We start from the raw sequence: 23,612 nt of genomic DNA on the forward strand, positions 1-23,612 counted from the left end.
AGAGGGGTCGCCCCGGAGGGACCGGTGACCGGCAGGGCCGAGGGCCCCGCCGGCCGCTTGCCCGGCGGGGCCCCTGCCCGTCCGGTCCGGCTCAGCGCGCCGCACCCGCCCGGAAGCGCCGGTAGAGGACCGTCCCGCCCAGCAGCAGGGCCGCGCTGCCCGCGAGTGCGGGCACCGTGGCGTCCGCGCCCGTGTGCGCGAGCGAGACCTGCGGCGGTACGGAGCGCAGGCGCGGCGGCGCGGCGGGGCGCACCGGCGCTGCGGGCCGCGGGGCGGCGTGCCGGGGCCGGTGCCCCGAGGTGTTCGTCGAGCTGTTGCCGACGGCCGCGTTGCCGACGCCGACCACGCCCACCGTGTTGCCGCTGACGTTCACCGGGAGGTGGACCGGCAGTTGGACGCCGTCCCCGGAGAGCACGCCCGCGGAGCCCTCCGCACGCTGCTCCGCCGCGGCGCCGCCCCCTCGTACGCCGGTGTGCCGCGGGCCGCCCCGGTGGGCGTCGCGGTTCGCGCAGGTGTTGCCCGCCGCCGGGTTGAGGACCCCCAGCACGTTCACCGTGTTGCCGCACACGTCGACCGGGACGTGCACCGGGAGCTGAATGGTGTCGCCGGAGATCAGCCCGGGCGAGCCGGCCGTGGTGCCGTCCGCCGCGGAGTCCGCGTGGGCCGGCAGTGCCACGGCCAGCGCCCCCGAGGCGGCGGCCGCGGCGATCAAGCCATTCCGGGTAACCCGTTTCATAGGTTCCCTGCCTTCCAGACATGGTTGCGAGCACTCGCCCGCACCGGATAAAACGCAGACGAACCATCCGAGTTATGGCTTATCTGCCTTTCACCCCATCGAGTGGCCCGGTTGTCGAACTGACGGAAAAGCCGTCCCACGGACGGGGCCCTGTCCCGCGCGTCGCCGTGCGGCGGCGCGCCGGGGCAGGGCACGTCCGCTCCTCCCGCCCGCCCGGAGGCGCTCCCGGGCGAGCCCGCCTATCGTGATCGGAGGGCCGTCGCCGGATCCGTCCCCGGGGCGGCTCCGGAGGCGCCATGCTGTCCGTCCGCAGACGCCGTGCGGGCACCACTGCGGCGGCCACGACCGCGGTGCTCGCCCTGCTGGGGGCCGCGCTGCCCTCGATGGCCGCGGCCGGGGACCAGCACGGTCTGTCCCGGTTCTACCGCCAGAAGATCACCTGGTCGGCCTGCAAGGGCGAGGGCATGCCCAAGGACCTCCAGTGCGGCAAGGTGACGGTCCCCCTCGACTACGCCAGGCCCGCGTCCGGGACGCTGGACGTGGCGATGGCGCGCTACCGCGCGACCGGCACGTCCCGCGGTTCGGTGCTGCTGGACTTCGGCGGACCCGGCGTCGCCGGCGTCTCCCAACTGGCCTCGAACGGCAAAAACTTCATGAGTCTGGCCAACACCCACGACGTGGTGGCCTTCGACCCGCGCGGGGTCGGCCGGTCCTCACCGGTCAGCTGCGGGACAGGCGCGGACGAGGGCGGGAACGCGACCGGCGGCCCGACCGGCGGGGAGGACACCCGGGCCGCCCTGGAGCGGGCACGGAAGGTGGCCGCCCGGTGCGCCGGGCACTCCGGACCGGTGCTGCGGCACATGGGGACGATCGACGCCTCCCGCGACATGGACGTGATGCGCGAGGCCCTCGGCGAGAAGAAGCTGGACTATCTCGGTTTCTCCTACGGCACGCGCCTGGGCGCGGTGTACGCGACGCAGTTCCCCCGGAAGGTGGGCCGGTTCGTGCTCGACGGGGTGGACACGCTCACCGAGCCCCTGACCCAGCAGGGGCTGGCGATCGCCGCGGGCCAGCAGACCGCGCTGCAGGACTTCCTCGCCTGGTGCGCCAAGGACGTGTCCTGCCCGTTCGGGCAGGATGCCCGCTCGGCCCGGCAGCAGGTCGTCCGGCTCGTCGCATTGCTGGACCGGACCCCGCTGCCGACGGTCCTGGGGCTGCCGTTCACGGGACAGGAACTGGCCGGCGCGCTGTCACGGGCCCTGTTCAGCAGGCAGCTGTGGCCGCTGCTGGAGCAGTCGCTGTCCCTGCTGGTGCAGCAGGCCGACCCCAGCTGGATGGTGCGCTTCTTCGGCGTCGGCCTGGCCGCTCCCGTGCCGCGCCGGGGGAACGGGGGGCTCGCCGACCCCGAGGACGTGCCCGCCGACAACCTGGCGGCCGCGCTGATGGCGATCAACTGCGCGGACGACCCGGACCGGCCGAGTGCGGAGCGGATCACCCGGGACATCGCCCGGCTGCGCAGCCGGTACGAGCAGGCGTCCCCGGTCTTCGGGCGGCTCCGGCTGGGTCAGGTGCTGATGTGCTACGGGCGCCCCAGAGGCACGAGCTTCATCCGGGAGAAGGTGAAGAACGTCCGCACCGCCAAGATGCTGCTCGTCGGCACGCGCGGGGACCCGGCGACCCCCTACCGCTGGACCCTGGAGACCGCCAGACGCCTCGGGCCGTCGGCAGTGGTGCTCGACAACCGGGGCGAGGGACACACCGGGTACACGACCTCCCCGTGCGTCCACAAGAAGGTCGACTCCTTCCTCCTGGACGGTTCCCTGCCGCCCCACGGCAGTTCGTGCGGCCCGGACCGCTCGGGCTGAGGCGGGACGTACGGTCCGGGCCGTCGCCGGAGGTCAGGTGAGCAGCACCTCGGGCCTGTACAGATCGAGCCACAGCGCCAGGTCCAGGGTCCGCTCCAGGCCGCGACGCGACGCCTGCGTGATCTGCGGGGTGTCCCGGTGGGCCGCCCGGCGCACCCGTTCGCGGTCGACAAGGTCGAAGACCGGGTGGGTGGGGCGGGCGAGGAGAGCCCGGGCGTGCTCCTGGAGGGCGACCCCGTACCGGGGGTCCTGGGTCGACGGGTAGGGGCTCTTGACCCGGTCGTACACGGACCGCGGGATCAGATCCGCGGTCGCCTCCCTGAGCAGGCTCTTCTCCCTGCCGTCGAACGACTTCAGCGACCAGGGGGTGTTGTAGACGTACTCGACGAGCCGGTGGTCGCAGAACGGGACCCGCACCTCGAGTCCGACCGCCATGCTCGCCCGGTCCTTGCGGTCGAGCAGGATCCGTACGAACCGGGTCAGGTGGAGGTGGCAGACGCGCCGCATGCGGTACTCGAAGTCGCTCTCGCCGTCCGGGCGCTGGATCCCGGCCGCGGCGGTGCGGTAGCCGTCGGCGACGTATCCCTCCAGGTCCAGCGCCTTGTCGAGTTCGGGGCGCAGGACGTCGGCGTCGTCGCCGAAGTGCCGGCCGAACCGGACGAGCCAGGGGAAGGTGTCGGCGCGGCGGGCCTCCTCGTCGAAGAACTGGAGGTAGCCGCCGAACACCTCGTCCGCGGACTCACCCGACAGCGCGACCGTGGAGTGCTCGCGGATCGTCCGGAACAGCAGATAGAGCGAGGCGTCCATGTCGCCGAAGCCCATGGGCAGGTCGCGGGCGCGGATCACCTGGGCGCGCACCCCGGGGTCGGCGAGGGCGTGCGCGTCGAGGACGATGTCCTGGTGCTCGGTGCCGCAGGCACGGGCCACGTCGTGCACGAACGGCGCGTCGGGCGTGCCGCGCAGTTCGTCGGCGACGAAGTTGTCGGCCTGCCCGACGAAGTCCACCGCGAAACTGCGCACCCTCTCGCCGTCCTCGGCCAGTTGGCGCGCGGCCAGGGCGGTCATCGCGGAGGAGTCGAGACCGCCCGACAGCAGGGTGCAGCGTGGCACGTCGGCGACCAACTGGCGGCGCACGATGTCCTCGAGGAGCGAACGGACCGTGGCGACGGAGGTGTCGCGGTCGTCGGTGTGCGGCCGCGTCTCCAGCTGCCAGTAGACCCTCCGGCGGGCGCCCTGCCGGTCGACGGTGACGACGGTCCCCGGCTCGACCTCGTGCATGCCGTCCCACACACCGTGTCCCGGCGTCTTGATCATCGAGAACAGTTCCCGCAGGCCGTCGAGGCGGATCCGGGCGGGTACCAGCGGGTTGGCCAGGATGGCCTTCGGTTCGGAGCCGAACAGCACGCCGTCGGGGGTCGGGTGGTAGAACAGGGGCTTGATGCCCATGCGGTCCCGCACCATCACCAGCCTGTCGTGGCGGCCGTCCCAGACGGCGAAGGCGTACATGCCGTTCAGCCGCTCGGCGAGCGCCTCGCCCCACTCCAGGTAGGCGCGCAGGACGACCTCGGTGTCGGAGTCGGTCGCGAAGCGGTGGCCCCGGCCGGTGAGTTCGCGGCGCAGCTCCGTGAAGTTGTAGGTCTCCCCCGAGTAGACGAGCGCGACGGTGCCGTCCGGTGTCGTGGCGGTCATCGGCTGGCGCCCGCCGGGCAGGTCGATGATCGCGAGCCTGCGGTGCCCGAGGGTGGCGGGGCCCTCGGTCCAGGAGCCGCGGGCGTCGGGTCCCCGACAGGACATGGCCTCGGTCATTGCATCCAATGTCGTGGCCTCGGTCCGCAGATCACGGTCGTAGGAGACCCAGCCGGTGATGCCGCACATGCGTTACCTCCCGCGTCCGGTTCCCCGAGCACTCCCGTCACCTGCGGTTTCCCAGGTCCGAGCGCGCCCGGTGCAACCGGTTGTATCAGGCAGCTATATCTCGAGCGTGTGCCACACGCCGCCGGCGGTCAACGTGTCCGTAACCGGACCGGCCCCGGCGCCCCCGCGTTTCGGCCGGGCTTTACGTGCCACGGACCCGCCGGCGGGCCCCGCCCCCGGCGGCAACCGCCGGATCTCGGCCATGGGCAAAGAGTTCCCCAATGTCTCGGCCGCCTGTCCGGCTCACCAGCTTTCGCCGGTTCCGGTGCGATGCGTTTGACTCGTGATGTGCGCCGGATGCTCGGGTTGCTGGTCGTCACCCTCGGCGCGGCCGGGGCACTGGTCCTGTCGTACGCCCTGTCGCCCCTGTGGTGGGCCGCGGCGGGGCCGCTGACGGCGCTGGCCTGCCTGGGGGTGCGGGATCTGCTGCAGACCCGCGACGCGGTGCTGCGGAACCATCCGCTGGTCGGGCGGGTGCGGTCCCCGGCGGCACCGCTCCCGTGGACCGGGAACCCGCCCGTCGGCCGAGGCGGGGGCGGACGCCCGTCCGGGCCCGTGGCGCCGGGCATCGTCCCTCGACGGGCCGGAGGGCGCGCGGCCGGCCGGGCCGGGGAGCCGTCCGGCACCGAGGGGGACGTCGCCGCCGACGGGCGCGAGTTCCTGGTGCCGTCGCTGCGTCCGGTCACGGCGCCCGACGATCCGCCCAGGGTCCGGGTGGGCGGGCCCGACTGCGCGCAGCCGTACGACATGGCGCTGCTCAACGTCTCCGCGATGAGCTTCGGGGCACTGTCACCCCGCGCCGTCCTCGCCCTCAACCGGGCTGCCGCGCTGGGCGGTTTCGCGCACGACACGGGCGAGGGCGGCCTCTCGGACCACCATCTGCGCGGCGGGGGCGATCTGATCTGGGAGATCGGCACGGGATACTTCGGCTGCCGTACCCCCGACGGGGGCTTCGACGCGCGCCAGTTCGCCGACCGGGCGGCGCTGCCCGAGGTCAGATGCGTGGTGCTGAAGATCTCGCAGGGGGCGGCGCCCGGCCGGGGCGGGGTACTGCCGGGCGCCAAGGTGAACCGCGAGATCGCCGAGGTGCGGGGGGTGCCGGTGGGCCGGGCCGTGGTGTCGCCGCCGCACCACCGGGTGTACTCGACGCCGCGCGAACTGGTGCGCTTCGTCGCCCGGATGCACCGGCTGGCGGGCGGCAAGCCGACCGGCATCAAGCTCTGCGTGGGCTCGCGCCGGGAGTTCCTCGCGGTGTGCAAGGCGATGGTGGCCGAGGGCGTCGCGCCGGACTTCGTGGTCGTCGACGGCGCCGGGGGCGGGACCGGTGCCGCCCCCGTGGAGTCCACCGGTCGCCTCGGCATGCCTCTCACCGAGGGACTGATCACCGTGCACAACGCGCTGGTCGGCTGCGGGCTACGGGGGCGGGTGCGGATCGGCGCGAGCGGCGGGGTGGCGACGGGCTGGGACGTCGTCAGGCGGCTGGCGCAGGGCGCGGACTACACGAACGCGGCGCGCGCGATGATGGGTGCGCTGGGCTGTGTCCGGGCCCGGCGCTGCCACACCAACACCTGCCCGACGGGTGTCGCGACGCAGGATCCCGGGCGGGTGAGGGGGCTCGTCGTCGCCGACAAGTCCGCGCGCGTGCACCGCTTCCAGCGGGACGCCGTGCGCGATGCGACGCAGATCATGGCGGCCATGGGCGTACGGGATCCGGCGGACCTCACGCCGGCCCTGCTGATGCGCCGCACGGATGCGGCGACCGTACGCTCGTACGCCGATCTGTACGAGTGGCTGGCGCCGGGCGTGCTGCTGGCCGGGCCGCCGCCCTCGTGGGCCGCGGACTGGGCGGCGGCGGACCCGGACGCCTTCGAAGGCGCCCACCGGCGGCGGTGACGGCCCCGGTGGCCGCCCGGCGCGGCGGTTGGCGCCGGGCAGCGACCCCCACCGTCTCGAACATCAGATCGATTTGCCCCAAATGCCCCATCCGTGAATCGGACCTATCGTGCTCGTATGGAGCACGACCTGAGTCCCACGACGCTAGCCGAGCTGCGGCGCCCCCGCCCCTACCCCGCGGTGTCCGTGCTGACGCCGACACACCGCCGCGAGCCCGCCAACGCCCAGGATCCGGTCCGGCTGCGCAATGCGGTGGCCGAGGCCAAGAAGCGGCTGGACGCCGATCCCGCGATCTCCCGGGAGCGGCGCGCCGACGTCGCCCAGCAGCTCGACCAGGCCCTCAGGGAGGTCGATCTGGCGCACACCGAGGACGGCCTGGTGATCTTCGCCGCTCCGGGCGAGCACCAGGTGTGGTCGCTTGCCCGCACCGTGCCGGAGCGTGTGGTGCTGTCGGACACCTTCCTGACCCGCAACCTGGTCTCCGCGCAGGCCGCCGAGCGGCCGTTCTGGGTCCTGGCGGTCTCCGCCGACCGCGTCACGCTGTGGAGCGGCGGCAACGGCCGCGTCACCGAGGACCGCACCGGCGGTTTCCCCCTGGCCAGGAACCGCGAGAACTTCGACCCCGAGCGCCGGTCGCAGATCGGCGACATGCCGAGCACCTTCCGCGACGAGGGGACCCGCCACTTCCTGCGCGAGGCCGACGCCGCCATGAGCGCGGTCCTGCGCGAGCACCCGCGCCGGCTGTACATCACCGGCGAACAGGCGGCACTGTCCCTCCTCGACGAGTTCGGCGGGGTCGCCAAGGAGGCGGTCCAGGTGCCGCACGGCGGTCTCGCCCACGGCCCGCACACGGCCGTCTGGCAGGCCGTCCAGCCGGTGATCGCCGCCGAACAGCGCAAGGACGCCGACACCGTGAGCCGAGAGCTCGTGGCGGCACGCGGCCGCAAGGCGTTCGCGGCCGGTGTCGACGAGGTCTGGCAGAACGCCTCCGACGGCCGCATCCGGCTTCTCGCGGTCGAGGAGAACTACCGCGTCACGGTCCGCAACGACGGCGGCGACCACCTGGTGCCGGCCGAGGGCGGCGAGCCCGACGCCCGCGAGGACATCGTGGACGAGATCGTCGAGCGCTGTCTGGACACGGGCGCCGAGGTCCGCTTCGTCCCGGACGGCGCCCTCGACGACGCCCAGGGCATCGCCGGGGTGCTCCGCTACTGAGGCCGCCGCCTCCGCGGTCTACCCTGCGCAGGGAAGGCGCGGAGAGGGAGGCCGGACGTGGGTGACCTGCTGGGCGTTGCGGTACTGGGCGCGGGGCACATGGGGGCCGACCACATACGCCGCTTGGACCGTGCGGTGAGCGGGGCCCGGGTGGTGTCGGTGGTGGATCCCGACACGGACCGCGCCGAGGAGGCGGCCGCCGGCATCGACGGCGTGCTGGTGCACACCGAGGCGGCTGCCGGGATGGACGCACCCGGCGTCCAGGCCGTGCTGATCGCCTCGCCCGACCCCGCGCACGAGGAGGCGCTGCTCGAGGCCTTCGCGCGGGGACTGCCGGTGCTGTGCGAGAAGCCACTGGTGCCCGACCCGGCCGGGGCGCTGCGGGTGGTGGAGGCCGAGGCGCGGCTCGGCCGCCGGCTCGCTCAGGTGGGGTTCATGCGGCGGTACGACGCAGCGTACATGCGCCTGAAGTCCCTGCTGGACGGCGGTCGGCTGGGGCGCCCGCTGATGCTGCACTGCACGCACCGCAACGTGTCGTCGCCGCCCGAGTTCACCACCGCCATGCTCATCGACAGCTCCGTCTCGCACGAGATCGACGCCGCGCGCTGGCTGCTGGGGCAGGAGCTCACCGCGGTGACCGTGCTGCGGCCCCGGCCGTCCTCGAACGCCCCGGACGGCCTGCTCGATCCGCAGCTCGTGCTGTTCGAGACGTCGGGTGGCGCCCTCGTCGACGTGGAGATCTTCGTCAACTCCGGCTTCGGCTACCAGGTGCGGTGCGAGGCGGTCTGCGAGCACGGCAGCGCGGGGATCGGGGACGAGCGCGCGATGGTCGTCACGACCGCGGGCGGTGCCTGCGAGGAGGTTGCCCAGGACTACCTCGTACGGTTCGCGGACGCCTACGACCGCGAGGTGCAGGCATGGGTCGACGCGACCCGGCGGGGCCGGGTCTGCGGGCCCACCGTCTGGGACGGGTACGCCGCCTCCGCCGTCGCCCGCGCGGGGGTCCGGGCCCAGGAGAGCGGTCGGCGGGAGAGCGTCGACCTCGCTCCGCGCCCGCCCCTGTACGGGAGCCGTGGCGACTGACCTCTCCTCCGCCCGGGATCCGGAGCACCTCCTCCGGGCATACCCCCTCAAAGCCCGTGACATATGCCAGAAGCATCACCGTATCGTGTGTTGCCAAATCCCTTACAGAGCGTCGCAGGCTGTGCAACAGTCGTCATGGTCCTTCCGTCAGCCATGGTCGAACCGTCCCCGCATCGGAGTGCGTCATGCCGCCCCCTCTCTCTGCGGACCGCCCCGCCGCCCAACCGCCCCAGCGCGGTACGGTCGACGCGCTCATCTCGCAGACCCGGCGGCTGCGCGGCGACGTCGACGCCGTGCGCCGGGAGGCACCCGAGGACGGCGTGGACGCGGAGAGCCGGTGGCAGCGCGCGCTGTGCGAGCTGGCACTGCATCAGCTCGACGATCTGGACGAGCACTTGGCCCAGCTCCGCGACGGGCCGCCGCCCGCGGCCGTCCCGTCCGCCCGCACCGGCGCGGACCCGGCCCTCTCGCCCGCACCTCCGACCGGCTCGCTGCTCAGCCGGGTCGGCAGTGCGGAGTGGAACCTGCTGACCGACGAGGCGACCTGGTCCACGGAGCTGTACCAGATCCTCGGCCGCCCGCCCTCGGCCCCCGCGCTCACCCTCGACGAGCTGCCCTCGCTCGTCCACGACGAGGACCGGCCGCTGCTGGCGGCCATGGTCACGGACTGCCTGATCGAGGGCAAGCCCATCGACGGGGAGTTCCGCGTCCTGCGCCCCGACGACGACGTGCGCATCGTGCACATGATGGGCGAGCCCGTGCTCGACGCCGACGGCAGCACCGCCTCGATGTGGGCCGTGCTGCGGGACGTCAGCGAGCTGCGCCGCTGCCGGCGGACCGTGCGCGAGACCCGTGACTCGCTGCGGGACCACCGGCACCACGCGCGGTCCGGGCACCGGCTCGCGGTCGAGCCGCAGGAGGCCGCGCCGCCGCCGCGGCCCGGTCCCCTGCGGCTCCCGCGAAGGGGCCCCGGGGCACTGGATCCGGCCGCCCGCCGGCTGCCCGCGACCACGAGCGCACCGAGCGGCGGCGACTGGTACGACACCCTCGAACTGCCCGACGGGGACATACTGCTCGGCATCGGCGACCTCGTCGGCCACGGGCCCGCCGTGGCGTCCGGCGCGGCGACGGCCATCGGTGCCCTGCGCGGCATGGCCGTAGCGGGCACGGAGCCGGGCCGGCTGATGGGGTGGCTGAACCGGTTGTCCGACGCCTCGGTCCAGCCGTACCCGGGCGCGGCTGCCCCGGTCCAGCCGTACCGGGGCACGGCCCTCTGCTGCCGCTACCGCCCCGGCACACGCACCCTCAGCTGGGCGCAGGCAGGACACCCCGCCCCGCTGCTGTTCCGCGACGGGACGGGACGCGTGCTGGCGCGACCGGACGGCATGCCGCTCGGAGCCACCCCGCACGCCACCTACGGCCAGGCCGAAGAGACCCTCGAGGAAGGCGACCTGCTGCTCCTCCACACCGCTGGGCTCCTCCCGCGGCGCGGCGGCACGGCGGTCGTCCGGCGGCTGCTCGAGCTGGCTCCGCGCCTCGGCGCGACCCGCTCGGCCCAGCATTGCGTGCGGACCGTCGTGGAGGAGTTCGGCGCGAGCGAGCGCCAGGAGGGTGCCTGCGTACTCGTCGTCAGGGTCGTCTCCTGACGAGCGTCGTCCGCCGGCGAGCCTCGTCCTCCGAAGGGTTCGGACGACCGCGCGCATTCCCTCACGTCTGGGCGGTGTTGCCCCCCCTGGGTTTCGCCGGGCCTTTGGGAAGCGCCAGTTTGATCTCCTCGCGCAGGTCCTGGATCTTCGGGAAGCCGGCGTACTGCGCGGTCAGCCGGTACATCTCGCGCAGCCGGTCCCAGGTGCGGTGGGAGGAGTTCGCCCCCATCGACGTCAGGGCCAGGCGCGCATAGCGGTCGGCCTGTTCCGGATCGTCGGCGATGAAGCACGCGGACGCGAGGGAGATGTGGTCGAAGATCTTCGACCGGTCCCGGCCCGCCCCTCGCAGCTCCAGCGCCTCCTTGGCGTGCCGCTGCGCGATGACGGCCGCGTCCGGCTCGTGGTCGGCGAGGGTCCGGTAGGCCAGGGCCTGCATGCCGTGCAGATCCGCCTCGTCGAACATCTGCATCCAACTCGGCGGCGGCACGTGCGACTTGTCGGAGACGAAGAGGTCCTCCGCCTCGCCGAGGGTGCGCCGCATGGCCTGCCCCTTGCCCATCGACGCCTGCGCCCACGCCTCGATGGTGCAGAGCATCGCCTGGGTCCGCGGCAGGACCTGGTCGCCGGAGCCGGACTTGGCGAGCTGCATCAGATCGAGTGCGTCGTCGGGCCGGCCGAGGTGCACCATCTGACGGGCGGCCCGCGACAGCGCCTCCCCGGCACGGGGTCGGTCGCCCCCCTCCCGGGCGGCGTGGGCGGCGATGACGAAGTACTTCTGCGCCGTGGGCTCCAGGCCGACGTCGTGCGACATCCAGCCGGCGAGGACGGCGAGGTTGGCGGCGACACCCCACAACCGCCGTTGCAGATGGTCGGGGTGCCGATAGGCGAGCATTCCTCCCACTTCGTTGAGCTGTCCCACGACAGCCTTGCGCTGCAGCCCGCCGCCGCGGGCCGCGTCCCAGGCCCGGAACACCTCGACCGAGCGCTCCAGTTCCTCGATCTCCTGCGACCCGATGGGGGCGGCCTCATAGCGGTCGAACCCGGCGGGGTCGGCGTGCAGGGGATCGTCGAGGCGGGGGGCGTCGGCCGCGAGGGCCGGATCGGTGTGCAGCCAGTCGTGCATGGCGCTGCTGAGTGCGGATCCTGCGGCGAGCGCGGCGCCCGCGCCCACCAAGCCGCGTCGGTTGAGCATGAGGTCCATTCCCGTGAATTCGGTGAGGACCGCAGCTGTCCGCTCGGGCGCCCACGGCACTCCGTCGGGGTGCTTCTCATTCCCCTCGTCACGCCGTCTCCCCGCGCGCCCGTGCCGGACCAGACCGAGGTCCTCGATGGTCACGACACGGCCGAGTCGCTCGGTGAACAGCGCCGCCAGCACCCGCGGCACCGGATCGCGCGGGATCTCTCCCATGTCGATCCAACGCCGCACCCGCGAGGTGTCGGTCGCCAGTTGGGGGTGGCCCATGGCCGCCGCCTTCCGGTTGACCAGCCTCGCGAGTTCGCCCTTGGACCAGCCGGCCAGGCCGAACAGGTCCGCCAGGCGGGTGTTGGGTTGTCCACTCACATCAAGCCCCCAGGTTCTCGGCTGAGTTGACAGTAACCCTCGGTCAGTTGCTGCGGGACTATTCGCCAGGGTTCGCCAGGGTGCGCCAGATGGTGTGCCACCGGGCATGGGGTGTCGGGTAGGAACGCGCCACCCCGACCCGGTCGCCGCCACCGCGCATTCCCCAGGGTGCAGCGGCGGCGGCCGGGGCGGGTGGCACGGGAACTCGCAGGCACACGAAGGGATCTGTCTCACCCATGTACACAGCATCGTCCTCCGTGTCCGCCCCGCCCCGGCCGCTACGCCCCCGCCCGGGTGCCGGCGGCCCCTGTCTCGACCCCACGCGACCGCCGTCCGCCGTACTGGACGCCGGGAGGAACCGGCGCGGTCCGGGGATCGGTACCGCCCAACCGCTCAGCGGGAGAATCGATCTGTCCGGCGCTCAGGGCGCACAGCTGCGCACGGCGATCGCCTCGGTGCACCGCATCTGCCCGGAGTTCACGCCGGTGCAGGTGCTGCGCCGAAGCGGGCGCTCCGTGCTCATCGTCGGCACGACGGGGCGCAGCACTGCCGTCGCCAAGTGCTTACTGGACCACTCCCCCAACCGGTCCGAGTGCATCCGTCAGGAAATAGCGGCATACCGGTCGTTCGTCCGGCACCGGCCGCCGGTACGGGTGCCCCGGCTGATCGCCGCGGACCCGGACAACGGCACGCTGGTGATCGAGCGGATGCCGGGACGGGTGGCGGCGCTGCAGCGGCATCCGGTGGAGGCGCCACCGCGCGCGGACATCCGGGCGGCGCTGGGCGCGGTCTGCCGGCTGAACGCGTGGCGTCCCCCGGCGGGGACGTTCGACGCCCCGCTGGACTACGCGGAGCGGATCGCACGCTTCCATGACCTGGGGCTCCTCACGGACCGGGACATGGGCGACCTGCAGAAGCTGCTGCACGGCATCGCGCAGGCGGCGGGCCGCCAGGGCATGGGCCAGTTCTGCCACGGTGACGCACTGTTGTCGAACATCCTGCTCTCACCGGCGGGTCCGGTCCTGGTGGACTGGGAGCACGCGGGCTGGTACCTGCCCGGGTACGACCTGGCCACCCTGTGGGCGGTCCTCGGCGACGCGCCCACGGCCCGGCGTCAGATCAGCCAGATCGCGCAGTCGGCCGGGCCGGCGTCGCGCGACGCCTTCCTGGTGAACCTGATGCTCGTCCTCACCCGCGAGATCCGCGCGTACGAGACGGCAGTGCAGCGCTCCCTGCAGGACCCGGCCCCGGCGGCACCGGGAGCGGCCCACCCCGGCGCCGCGGCGTCCGGCGAAGAGCAGCGACTGCTGCTGAGGCGACTGCACGACGACTGTCAGCTGGCCCGGCGGGCCGTTCGGGCGGCGGTCGGCACGCGGTGAAGGGGGCTGCGGCCCGCGGTGCGCTCGTGACAGCGAGGTGCCGCGGGCCCTTGTCGTACCGGGGTGCTCCACCCCCTGGTGGGGAGGCCCCTGTTCCGGTCATTGGTCGACACCACTGACGCCCCGCAGGCCGCGTCACCGCCGCGACGAAACTCCTCGTAACCCCCGCTGACATGGGAAATCGCCGTTTCCCGGGCACGATTGACGGATCGTCGGCGAGCCGGTACCACTGACGCACGTCCGGCCCCGCACGCCCCAGATCGCGCGACCGCCCCAGGAGGCTGCATTGCGAGGATCCGCCACCACCCCCCACGCCCCCGCCGGGCGCAGACGCATTGCCACAGCCGCGGGCGCCGTCGCCTCGGCCGCGCTGCTGCTGCCCCTGCTGGGTGCCGCCCCGGCTCCGGCCCAGGCCCCCTCGGCCGAGCTGCAGAGCGCCTTCGCGTCCGCGGCCACCCGGTACCACGTACCGCAGAGCTTGCTGCTCGGCGTCTCCTACCTGCAGTCCCGCTGGGACGCGCACGTGGGCGCCCCGAGCGTCTCGGGCGGCTACGGCCCGATGCACCTCACGGACGCCCGCACCGCCCTCACGGCGGCGGCCCGCCACGACGGCCCTCCGGAGGACGCTCGCGGCGACCAGGCCCGTCCCCCGCTGCTGCCCACGGCGAAGGTGCCGGTGAACACCGAGCTGCCGGCCCGTCTGAAGACCCTGGCCGAAGCCGCGGCACTGACCGGCATCCCCGCCGAGCGGCTGCGCACCGATCCGGCGGACAACATCGCGGGCGGTGCCGCCCTGCTCGCCGCCGCGCAGCACCACCTCGGCCGGCCGCTGAGCGACGACCCGGCCGACTGGTACGGGGCGGTCGCGGAGTTCTCCGGCGCGGACGACTCCGGAACGGCGGCCGCGTACGCCGACGACGTCTTCGCGGTCATGCGCCAGGGAGAGCGGCGCACCACGGACACCGGGCAGCGGGTGACGCTGGCCGCGGACCGGGATCTCGCGCCCGACCCCGCACAGCTGCGGCGGGCCGGGCTGCGCGCGACCCGCTCGGACGGCACCGAATGCCCCCGCGGTGTGTCCTGCGAATGGATCCCCGCGCCGTACGAGGAGTTCGGCGAGGGCGACTACGGCAACCACGACCTGGGGGACCGTCCCGCGTCGCAAGGCATCAAATACATCGTCATCCATGACACCGAAGGCCAGTGGGACGGTGTCCTCGACCTGGTCCGGGATCCGACCTATGTGTCCTGGAACTACACGCTGCGCTCCACGGACGGCCACATCGCCCAGCATGTGAAGGCCAAGGACGTGGCCTGGCACGCGGGCAACTGGTACGTCAACGCCGCGTCGATCGGCCTCGAGCACGAGGGATTCCTCACCTCGCCGGACGCCTGGTACACGGAGGCGATGTACCGCTCGTCGGCGCGGCTGGTGGCGTATCTCGCGGCGAGGTACGGCATTCCGCTGGACCGCCAGCACATCCTGGGCCACGAGAACGTTCCTGGCCCGACCTCCTCCACGATCCCGGGCATGCACACGGACCCGGGCCCGTACTGGGACTGGCGGCACTACTTCGAGCTGCTCGGCCACCCGTTCCGGGCCACGGCCGGTGCCAGGGGCGGCCTGGTGACGATCCTGCCGGACTACGCCGCGAACCAGCCGGAGTACACGGGCTGCACGACCGTGGGCGAACCGTGTGCGGCGCACGGATCCGGCGAGGTGCGCCTGTACAGCGCGCCGAGCGGGTCCTCCCCGCTGATCAAGGACATCGGTCTGCGTCCCGGCGGGGGCGATTCGACGATCGATGTGAACGACGTGGGCTCGCGCGTGTCCACCGGCCAGCAGTACGCGGTCGCCGGCCGTGACGGGGACTGGACGGCGGTCTGGTACCTGGGACAGAAGGCGTGGTTCAGGAACCCGAAGGGGCAGCCGACCGCGGTGAACGCCTCCGGGCTCGTGGTGACGCCCAAGGACGGTCTCGCGGACGTCCCGGTGTACGGCCGCGCCTACCCGGAGAAGGAGGCGTACCCGCAGGACGTGCCCGCGCAGTCGGTGGCGCCGCTGCCCTACAGGCTGCCGGCGGGCCAGAGGTACGTCGTCGGGGGCGCGGTGCCCGGCGCGTACTACTACGCGGTCACCTTCGCCACCGACTCGCACAAGGTCGTGGTCGGCAAGGACCTGTACTACGAGATCCAGTTCGGGCACCGGGTGGCGTTCGTGCGGGCGGCGGACGTGCAGGTGGTGCCGTCGGCCTCGTAGGGGGCGGGGCCGGGACCGAGGGGAGGGTCCCGGCCCTCGGCCGCGTCAGCCCTGCTGGAACAGCTCCGCGGGCAGCGGCTTGAGAAGCGCGTACAGATCGTCGGTGATCGGGCGGTCCCAGGCGGCGATGGTCACCAGCACGTTGTCACTGCGGTCGAACTGGACGCAGGAGATGCGGCTCTCGGAGAGCTTGAGGCGGCGCACGATCAGAAGGTTGTCACCCTGCATCACCGGGATGTCCTCGGACCCGACGACGGTGACCTCCTCGTCGTTCTCCAGCGCCAGCAGCAGCTGGCCCACCTCGAAGGGGACCTCGTCCCCTTCGACGTCACGGGCCGGGGAGCCCGCCGGCAGATTGCCGATGATCATCGCGGGGCCGCGGCCGCCGAACAGGTCGTAGCGCAGGAAGACGCCCTGGCAGCTGCCGTCGGCGGCGGGCAGCAGACCGGCACCGAGATTGCCCGGCCAGTCCCCCGGGTCCATGGCCAGTACGTCGAAGTCGGGCCCGGCAGGGGTGGCGCTGCGGCGGCGGAGGAAGGACATGCCGCAATGGTACGTGCCCCGGCGCGCCACGGGGTCCTGGGACCGGCAGCGTGGGGACGGTCCGTATGGGGACGGTCCGTATGGGGACCGCCCATGTGGGGACGGTCCATGTGGGGACCGGCCGCGTGGAGACGGTCCGTATGGGGACCGCCCGTGTGGAGACGGTCCGTATGGGGACCGCCCGCGTGGGGAGGTCCCACGTGGGAAGGCGTCGGCCCTCCGTCGAGCGGGACCCTCGCCGTCCGTGACGGGCCTGGCGCCCCGGCCGGTCGACCGGGCCGGTCGGCCGGGCCGTGCCGTCATCCGCCGGTGTCGCGCGGACCGGCCGCCGGCGGGATCACCGCCACCGGGCTCGCCGCGTGCAGCAGCACGGCCTGGGTCACCGAGCCCATCATGCGGGCGGGGGCGAGGAACCGCCGCCGGTGGCGGCCCACGGCGACGAGTTCCGCGTCCTTGGAGGCCGCGACGAGGTGGCCCGCCGCGTCGCCCGGCAGGAGGGAGAGATCGACTCGGACGTCCGGGTGGTCGGCGCGGTGGGGGGCGAGGAAGCCCTCGGCGAGGGCCCGGGTCTCGTCCTCCAGGGCGTCCTGGTCGACGGGCACGGGAACGAGCGGGCCGGGCGCCGCCCAGGACTGCACCGGCCAGGGATACGCGGTGATCACCTGGAGCCGGGCGGCACGGCGCGCCGCCTCCCCGAAGGCGAAGGCCAGGACGGCATCGGTGGGACCCTCGACGTGCAGGCCGACGACGACGCGGGGGCCCGGTGCGGCGGGCCGCCCCTCGGGCACCTCTCGTCCCGGGCGGGGCACCACGACGACCGGGCAGGCGGCGTCGCGTGCGGCGGCCATGCCGACGGAGCCGAGCAGCAGGCCGGTGAAGCCGCCGCGGCCACGCGAGCCGAGCACCATCAGCTGGGCGGTGGCCCCCAGTTCCGGCAGGAGGGCGGCCGGGGCACCCTGCGGGGCCGCGTACTCCAGGGCCGGCAGGCCGGTCCGGCCCCGCAACCGCTTGCGGACCTGGTCGAGCACCGGGTCGGGTGGTCCGGCGACCGGGCCGTCGGGCTGCGCCCAGGACGCGTGGTGCTCCACGTGCACCACACGCAGCGGTGCCTCGCGCAGCCGCGCCGCCGTCAGCGCCCAGTCGAGAGCGCGCAGGCTGTCGTCCGATCCGTCGACGGCCGCGATGACCGGCAGGGTGGTCATGGAATCCTCGCCTCCGTCACGCTCCGGTGATCGTTCCGGGGCCAGCCTGACGCAGACGGCGGCCCCGGACGGGTTCCATGACCGCGTGTCCGGAAATTCCGGGGAGGCGGGGGCCGGCCCCGCCGGGCGAGGGCTCAGGTCAGATCGAACTCCCCTTCCCGCGCCCCCGACACGAACGCGCCCCACTCGGCGGGCGTGAAGATCAGGGAAGGACTCTCGGGGCGGCCGCTGTTGCGCATCGCGATGAAGCCTTCGACGAAGGCGATCTGGACATCTCCGAGCCCTCGGCTGCTGGAGCGCCAGTCGGCCTCGCTCAGGTCCAGCTCCGGCTTGTCCCAGCCCATGAGCGGCTGCCGCTGGGTGGTGCTCTCGGCCACGTCCGTGCTCCTCCCGGTTCGTCGTCCGCGGCCAGCCTAGCGATCGCACTCCGTCGCCGACAGGCCACGCGAGGGGGATGCTCTCAGGAGGTCGGCGGCCGGTCGCCCACCAGCCACATCGAGAAGAACTGCGACCCGCCGCCGTAGGCGTGCCCGAGCACCCGCCGTGCCCCGTCCACCTGGTGCTCTCCGGCCTGACCGCGCACCTGGAGGGCGGCCTCGGCGAAGCGGATCATGCCGGAGGCGCCGATCGGATTCGTGGAGAGCACCCCGCCGGACATGTTGACGGGGAGGTCCCCGTCGAGTTCGGTCACGCCGGACTCGGTGAGCTTCCAGCCCTCGCCCTCCTCGGCGAAGCCGAGGTTCTCCAGCCACATGGGTTCGTACCAGGAGAACGGCACGTACATCTCCACCGCGTCGATGTCCCTGCGCGGGTCGGCGATCCCCGCCTGCCGGTAGACGTCGGCGGCGCAGTCCCTGCCGGCCTGCGGCGACACGAAGTCCTTGCCCGCGAACAGGGTCGGCTCGCTGCGCATCGCGCCGCCGAGCATCCACGCGGGCGGCCGGGGCGAACGGGCCGCCCCCGCCCGGTCGGTGAGCACCATGGCGCAGGCTCCGTCGGAGGACGGGCAGGTCTCCGAGTAGCGGATCGGGTCCCACAGCATGGGTGAGGACTGCACCTTCTCCAGGGTGATGTCGTGCTCGTGGAGGTGCGCGTAGGGGTTCTTCAGCGCGTTGCGCCGGTCCTTGTACGCGACGAGGGAGCCGACCGTGTCGGGAGCGCCGCTGCGCCGCATGTACGCACGCACGTGCGGCGCGAAGAAGCCCCCCGCCCCGGCGAGCAGCGGCTGCTGGAAGGGGATCGGCAGCGACAGGCCCCACATGGCGTTGGACTCGGACTGCTTCTCGTACGCCAGGGTCAGCACGGTGCCGTGCACACGGGCGGCGACCAGATTGGCCGCGACGAGCGCCGTGGAACCGCCGACCGAACCGGCCGTGTGCACCCTGAGCACGGGTTTGCCGACGGCGCCGAGCGCGTCGGCGAGGTACAGCTCGGGCATCATGACGCCCTCGAAGAAGTCGGGGGCCTTGCCGATGACCACGGCGTCGATGTCGGCCCACGTCAGTTCCGCGTCGTCCAGGGCCCGTGCGGCGGCCTCCCGGACCAGTCCCGCCATGGACACGTCCCGGCGCGCCGCCACGTGCTTGGTCTGGCCGATCCCGGTGACGGCCACGGGCTCCTTGTTCATCGCGGGTCTCCTTCGAGGACGGCGACCAGGTTCTGCTGCAGACACGGGCCGGACGTGGCGTGGGCGAGCGCGCGGTCGGACTCGCCGCGGTGGATGCGGGCGGCGGCCTCACCGATGCGGATGAGTCCGGCGGCCATGACCGGGTTGGCGGCGAGGGCTCCTCCTGAGGGGTTGACCGTGACGCTGTCGTCGAGCCGCAGCGCCCTGCGGAGGATCACCTCCTGCGCGGTGAACGGCGCGTGCAACTCCGCCGTGTCGACGGGTCGTTCGAAGGCGCCGGCCTTCTCGGCCGCCAGTCGCGCGGACGGCGAGTCGGTCAGGTCGCGCACCCCGAGCCCGTGCGGCTCGACGCGGTGGTCGATGCCCCGGATCCAGGCGGGCCGCTCGCACAGCTCCCGGGCCCGATCCCCCGCCGCGAGGACCACGGCGGCGGCCCCATCGTCGATCGGGGGGCAGTCGCCGCGGCGCAGGGGTCGGACCACGTAGTCGCCGTGCGGCACGGAGCCCTTCAGGTGCGCATGCGGGTTGGCGGTCGCGGACCGGCGGCTGCGTGCGGCGACGGCCGCCAGGGCCGGCTCGTCGGTTCCGCCGGCGTCGATGAGCGCCTGCGCCTGGAGGGCGGCCAGCGCCACGGAGTCCGGCCACAGCGGCGCCACGTAGTACGGGTCCAGCTGCCGGCTCAGGACGTCCCGTACGGATCCGGGCGACGACTTGCCGTACGAGTAGACCAGCGCGGTGTCGGCGTCGCCGGTGAGCAGCTTCGTCCACGCCTCGTACAACGCCCATGCGCCGTCCATCTCGACGTGCGACTCGGAGATCGGCGGCCAGGCGCCCACCCCGTCGAGGGCGAGGGTGAAGGAGAAGGCGCGGCCGGCCAGGTAGTCGCTGGATCCGGAGCAGGTGAAGCCGATGTCGCCGGTCTTCAGGCCGGTCCGGTCCAGGACGTCGTGCAGGACCGGCATGAGCATCTCGACCTCGGAGAGTTCGTCGCTGGTGCGGCGGTGGTCGGTCTGCGCGAAGGCGACGACGGCGATCTCGCGGGGCCCTGGCTCTTCTTCGCGCGTCACAGCAGCTCCTTGTAGGTGTCGTAGTCGGCGTCCGGCTCGCCGGTCGGGCGGTAGTGGTCGGGGTGGCGGGCGCCCGGGGTCCACACCGGTTCGACGCGCATGCCCATGCGCACCTGGTCGTAGGGGATGCCGCCGATGCGTCCGTGCAGGGCGAGGTCGGCGCCGTCGAGGGCGATGTGCCCGTAGACGTACGGCACCTCGATGTCGAGGTTCTTCGCCTTGATGTTGACGATGCAGTAGGTCGTCACCGTGCCGCGCGGACCCACGTCGGTCTGTTCCGTCGTGGCCACGCCGCAGGTGGGACAGGCGCCCCGGGGCGGGACGTACACCTTGCGGCAGGACGGGCAGCGTTCGCCGACGATGCGCCGCTCGGCGAGGGCGTTGATGTACGCGGACTGGGCACGGCCCGGGGTGTAGGCGTACTCGAGGCGGGCGGGCGCCACGATGCCGTCGACCGGGTCCTCGAACTCGCCGCTGTGCAGGGCCGGTTCTCCGGGCGCGGCCGGTCCGCCGTCGTGCGGTTCGAAGCAGGCGATGTCCGTGACGGCGCCGGAGCGCTGCCCGGCCCATCGGATGCGGACGCGCATGCCGGTGCGGACGGCGTCGGGACCGGGGACGTCCAGGGCGTGCAGGAGGGCGCTGTCGGTGCCGTCGAGCCGGACCAGCACCCAGGCGAAGGGCGTGTCGAGGGGCTGGCCGCGGCGCGGCTCGTGGTTCCAGGCCCAGGTGGTGACCGTGCCGGTGGGGGCGACCTCGACGAGGTCGCGCAGTTCGGCGGCGGTGACGGGGTCGTACTCGGCCGGCGGGACGAGCGTGCGGCCGTCACCGGTGCGTGCGCCGAGGACGACGCGTTCCCGCAGGCCGGTGAGGAAGGCGCGCTGCACGGGGCCCAGGGAGCGGGTGAAGGGGAACTCGAGGACGAGGGGGGCTTTGAGGACGTCGGGCATCCCGGATGGCTCCTTCGGAGGTCGGGCGCGCATGCTGCTTGCGCACAGGATCAGGCGCGCTTGTAGACGGGCCGGCGTTTCTCGGCGAAGGCGCGGGCGCCTTCCTTGGCGTCCGCGGTGTCGAAGACCGGCCAGCCGCGCTTGAGTTCGGCGGCGAGCCCGTCGGCCTCCGTCATCTCGGCGGTCTCGTACACGGACGCCTTGACGGCCTCCACGGCGAGCGGCCCGCAGGCGTTGATCTCCTCGGCGATCTCCAGGGCCCTGGCGAGCGCGGTGCCGTCGGGCACGACATGGCCGACGAGTCCGACGTCGGCGGCCTCGCGCGCCGAGTAGGGGCGTCCGGTGAGCAGCATCTCCAGGGCGTGGGTGCGCGGGATCTGCCGCTGGAGGCGGACCGTGGAGCCGCCGATCGGGAACAGTCCGCGCCGGACCTCGAAGAGGCCGAACGTCGCGGACTCGGCCGCGACCCGGATGTCGGTGCCCTGGAGGATCTCGGTGCCGCCGGCCACGCAGTGGCCCTCGACGGCCGCGATCACCGGTTTGCGCGGGCGGTGGTGGCGCAGCATCGCCTTCCAGTGCAGGTCCGGGTCCGCCGTGAGCCGTTCGCGGTGCTGCTGCCCCTCCATGCCCGCGCCGGCCAGGGCCTTGAGGTCCATTCCGGCGCAGAAGGAGCCGCCGGCCCCGGTGAGGACGATCGAGCGGACCGTGTCGTCCGCGTCGGCCTCGATCCAGCCGTCGTACAGCCCCACCAGCATCGGCAGTGAGAGCGCGTTCTTGGCCTCGGGTCTGTTGAGTGTGAGTACCAGTGTGGCGCCTTCACGCTGCACGGTGAGGTGTTCGGTCCCACCCATCGCTTTCCTCCCGTCTCCGGAACGAGAACAGGTTGCAGGAGGCGCGGAGCCAGGACAAGAGGTTTCTGACACTCAGTCAGATTTCTTCGCCACGACCCTTCACAGTTGCGTCGGGCTTTGCTCTGATGACCGGCATCCGAGGATGCGCGTTCCGTCGCCGAGCGATGCCAGGGGTCAGGAGGAGCGGTGGAGTACAACCTTGCGGACCTGTTCGAGTCGGTCGTCGACGTGGTGCCGGACCGTGAGGCGCTCGTGTACGCCGACCACCCCGGCACGGGCGCGGAGCGCCGTCTGACCTACGCGCAACTGGACGCCGCGGCCAACCGCGTCGCGCACCATCTGCTCGACGCCGGCATACGGCCCGGCGAGCACCTGGGACTGCACCTCTACAACGGGGTCGAGTACCTGCAGACGGTGCTGGGCTGCCTGAAGGCCCGGATCGTCCCGGTCAACGTGAACTACCGGTACGTCGAGGAGGAACTGGCCTACCTCTACCGGGACGCCGACCTGGTGGCCCTGGTCTTCGACGTGGAGTTCACGGACCGGGTGGCCGCGGTGCTGCCCCGGGCGGAGAAGCTGCGGCACCTGATACGGGTGGGAACGCCCGGGCCGGACGCCGCCGCGCCGGACGCCGTGCACTTCGCCGGGGCCGAGGCCACGGGGTCGCCCGAGCGCGGGTTCCCGGCCCGCTCGGCGGACGACCAGTTCATCATCTACACGGGCGGCACGACCGGGATGCCCAAGGGCGTCATGTGGCGCCAGGAGGACCTGTTCTTCGCCGGGCTCGGCGGCGGCGCCCCGACCGGGGAGCCGGTCAAGAAGCCCGAGGAGCTGGCGGAGCGGGTCGCGGCCGGAGGGGAGGGCATCACGTTCTTCCCCACTCCCCCGCTGATGCACGGCACCTCCACGCTCACGGCGTTCATCGGCTTCAATTTCGGCCAGCGGGTCGTGCTGCACCGCAGGTTCGACCCGGAGGCGGTCCTGCGCACCGTCGAGAAGGAGAAGGTCACCAGCATGGCGCTGGTGGGCGACGCGATGCTCCGGCCGCTGATCGACGCGCTGAACGGCCCGATGAAGGGCACGGACTGCTCGTCCCTGTTCAGTGTGTCGTCGTCCGGGGCGATCATGTCGGAGACCGTGCGCGCACAGTTCCAGGCGCTCGTGCCCCACACCGTGCTGCTCAACAACTTCGGCTCGTCGGAGTCGGGCTTCAACGGCACCGCGACCGCCGACTCCGGCCCGGACAGGGGCTTCCGCATCCGCGTCAACTCCCGTACGCAGGTGGTGGATCCGGTCACCCACGAGCCGGTCCCGGTCGGCCGGCCCGGCCGCGTCGCCCAGCGCGGACACGTGCCCCTCGGGTACTACAACGACCCGGCGAAGACCGCCGAGACGTTCTTCCAGCGCGACGGCGAGCGGTGGGTGCTGCTGGGCGACATGGCGACGGTCGACGAGGAGGGCGTCGTCACGGTCCTGGGCCGCGGCTCGCAGTGCATCAACACCGGCGGCGAGAAGGTGTACCCCGAAGAGGTCGAACAGGCCCTCAAGTCGCACCCCGACGTCTACGACGCCCTGGTCGCCGGGGTGCCGGACGCGAGGTGGGGCAACCACGTGGCGGCAGTGGTGCAGCTGCGCGAGGGCGCGGCGCGGCCGTCGCTCGAGGACATCCAGACCCACTGCCGGGCGCGCCTGGCGGGCTACAAGATCCCTCGCCAGCTGGTCGTCACGGACACCATCCGCCGTTCACCCAGCGGCAAGGCGGACTACCGCTGGGCCAAGGAGGTGGCGGTGGCGGCGGACCGCTGACGGAGCACGCGGGCGAG

18 protein-coding genes are annotated in these 23,612 nt (G+C 73.1%); 8 read left to right on the forward strand and 10 right to left on the reverse strand.

Annotated features, from left to right (window positions below; genetic code table 11):
* Positions 1-91 precede the first annotated feature (91 nt).
* Positions 92-736, reverse strand: a complete 645-nt coding sequence (locus tag ACFYMU_RS24720) for a chaplin family protein (protein ID WP_388377010.1) — start codon at positions 734-736, stop codon at positions 92-94.
* A gap of 296 nt (positions 737-1,032) precedes the next feature.
* Between ACFYMU_RS24720 and ACFYMU_RS24725 the strand changes: the two genes are divergently transcribed.
* Positions 1,033-2,601, forward strand: a complete 1,569-nt coding sequence (locus tag ACFYMU_RS24725; RefSeq protein WP_388377013.1) for an alpha/beta hydrolase — start codon at positions 1,033-1,035, stop codon at positions 2,599-2,601.
* A 33-nt stretch (positions 2,602-2,634) separates the two neighbouring features.
* On the opposite strand, the gene asnB is transcribed toward ACFYMU_RS24725, so the two are convergent.
* Positions 2,635-4,476, reverse strand: a complete 1,842-nt coding sequence (gene asnB / locus ACFYMU_RS24730) for an asparagine synthase (glutamine-hydrolyzing) (RefSeq protein ID WP_388377015.1) — start codon at positions 4,474-4,476, stop codon at positions 2,635-2,637.
* Between the two features lie 336 nt (positions 4,477-4,812).
* Here asnB and ACFYMU_RS24735 point away from each other — a divergent pair, with 336 nt between their 5' ends.
* The 4 genes from ACFYMU_RS24735 to ACFYMU_RS24750 all read left to right on the forward strand — a co-directional run bounded on the left by ACFYMU_RS24735 (position 4,813) and on the right by ACFYMU_RS24750 (position 10,352).
* On the forward strand, positions 4,813-6,408 hold the full coding sequence (locus ACFYMU_RS24735) for a glutamate synthase-related protein (protein WP_388377018.1): 1,596 nt from the start codon (positions 4,813-4,815) through the stop codon (positions 6,406-6,408).
* A 117-nt stretch (positions 6,409-6,525) separates the two neighbouring features.
* The gene (locus ACFYMU_RS24740) at positions 6,526-7,623 is read left to right on the forward strand and encodes a chemotaxis protein (protein ID WP_388377021.1); all 1,098 of its coding nucleotides are present in this window, start codon (positions 6,526-6,528) and stop codon (positions 7,621-7,623) included.
* Positions 7,624-7,680: 57 nt separating this feature from the next.
* Positions 7,681-8,706 carry a Gfo/Idh/MocA family protein gene (locus ACFYMU_RS24745; protein WP_388377024.1) on the forward strand — a complete coding sequence of 342 codons (1,026 nt, stop codon included), beginning with the start codon at positions 7,681-7,683 and terminating at the stop codon, positions 8,704-8,706.
* A gap of 185 nt (positions 8,707-8,891) precedes the next feature.
* Entirely contained in the window at positions 8,892-10,352 is a 1,461-nt protein-coding gene (locus ACFYMU_RS24750) for a PP2C family protein-serine/threonine phosphatase (protein ID WP_388377026.1), read from the forward strand.
* 61 nt (positions 10,353-10,413) lie between these two features.
* On the opposite strand, the gene ACFYMU_RS24755 is transcribed toward ACFYMU_RS24750, so the two are convergent.
* Entirely contained in the window at positions 10,414-11,913 is a 1,500-nt protein-coding gene (locus tag ACFYMU_RS24755; RefSeq protein ID WP_388377029.1) for a hypothetical protein, read from the reverse strand.
* A 236-nt stretch (positions 11,914-12,149) separates the two neighbouring features.
* Between ACFYMU_RS24755 and ACFYMU_RS24760 the strand changes: the two genes are divergently transcribed.
* Positions 12,150-13,292, forward strand: a complete 1,143-nt coding sequence (locus ACFYMU_RS24760; protein WP_388377032.1) for an aminoglycoside phosphotransferase family protein — start codon at positions 12,150-12,152, stop codon at positions 13,290-13,292.
* A gap of 286 nt (positions 13,293-13,578) precedes the next feature.
* Positions 13,579-15,552: an N-acetylmuramoyl-L-alanine amidase gene (locus ACFYMU_RS24765; RefSeq protein WP_388377034.1), complete on the forward strand. Its 1,974-nt coding sequence runs from the start codon at positions 13,579-13,581 to the stop codon at positions 15,550-15,552.
* Positions 15,553-15,597: 45 nt separating this feature from the next.
* Here ACFYMU_RS24765 and ACFYMU_RS24770 read toward each other — a convergent pair whose 3' ends face one another.
* From ACFYMU_RS24770 to ACFYMU_RS24800, 7 genes are all read right to left on the reverse strand, one after another.
* Positions 15,598-16,095, reverse strand: a complete 498-nt coding sequence (locus tag ACFYMU_RS24770) for a hypothetical protein (protein WP_388377037.1) — start codon at positions 16,093-16,095, stop codon at positions 15,598-15,600.
* Positions 16,096-16,394: 299 nt separating this feature from the next.
* On the reverse strand, positions 16,395-17,297 hold the full coding sequence (locus tag ACFYMU_RS24775; RefSeq protein ID WP_388377040.1) for a universal stress protein: 903 nt from the start codon (positions 17,295-17,297) through the stop codon (positions 16,395-16,397).
* Positions 17,298-17,431: 134 nt separating this feature from the next.
* Positions 17,432-17,674, reverse strand: a complete 243-nt coding sequence (locus ACFYMU_RS24780) for a DUF397 domain-containing protein (protein WP_388377043.1) — start codon at positions 17,672-17,674, stop codon at positions 17,432-17,434.
* Between the two features lie 83 nt (positions 17,675-17,757).
* Positions 17,758-18,924 (reverse strand): thiolase domain-containing protein, encoded by a 1,167-nt coding sequence (locus ACFYMU_RS24785; RefSeq protein WP_388377045.1) that lies wholly within the window; start codon positions 18,922-18,924, stop codon positions 17,758-17,760.
* Positions 18,921-19,991: a thiolase domain-containing protein gene (locus tag ACFYMU_RS24790; RefSeq protein ID WP_388377048.1), complete on the reverse strand. Its 1,071-nt coding sequence runs from the start codon at positions 19,989-19,991 to the stop codon at positions 18,921-18,923. Before ACFYMU_RS24790 ends, ACFYMU_RS24785 begins: the two co-directional genes overlap by 4 nt.
* A complete protein-coding gene (locus ACFYMU_RS24795; RefSeq protein ID WP_388377051.1) occupies positions 19,988-20,938 on the reverse strand; it encodes a Zn-ribbon domain-containing OB-fold protein in 951 nt (316 codons plus the stop codon). The genes ACFYMU_RS24790 and ACFYMU_RS24795 overlap by 4 nt, the downstream gene beginning before the upstream one ends.
* Positions 20,939-20,988: 50 nt before the next feature.
* Positions 20,989-21,789 carry a crotonase/enoyl-CoA hydratase family protein gene (locus ACFYMU_RS24800; protein ID WP_388377054.1) on the reverse strand — a complete coding sequence of 267 codons (801 nt, stop codon included), beginning with the start codon at positions 21,787-21,789 and terminating at the stop codon, positions 20,989-20,991.
* A gap of 186 nt (positions 21,790-21,975) precedes the next feature.
* Between ACFYMU_RS24800 and ACFYMU_RS24805 the strand changes: the two genes are divergently transcribed.
* Positions 21,976-23,595 (forward strand): acyl-CoA synthetase, encoded by a 1,620-nt coding sequence (locus ACFYMU_RS24805; protein ID WP_388377057.1) that lies wholly within the window; start codon positions 21,976-21,978, stop codon positions 23,593-23,595.
* Positions 23,596-23,612: the final 17 nt, after the last annotated feature.

Origin of the sequence: Streptomyces sp. NPDC007264 (genome assembly GCF_042869095.1) — a bacterium.
Taxonomy (GTDB): Bacteria; Actinomycetota; Actinomycetes; order Streptomycetales; family Streptomycetaceae; genus Streptomyces.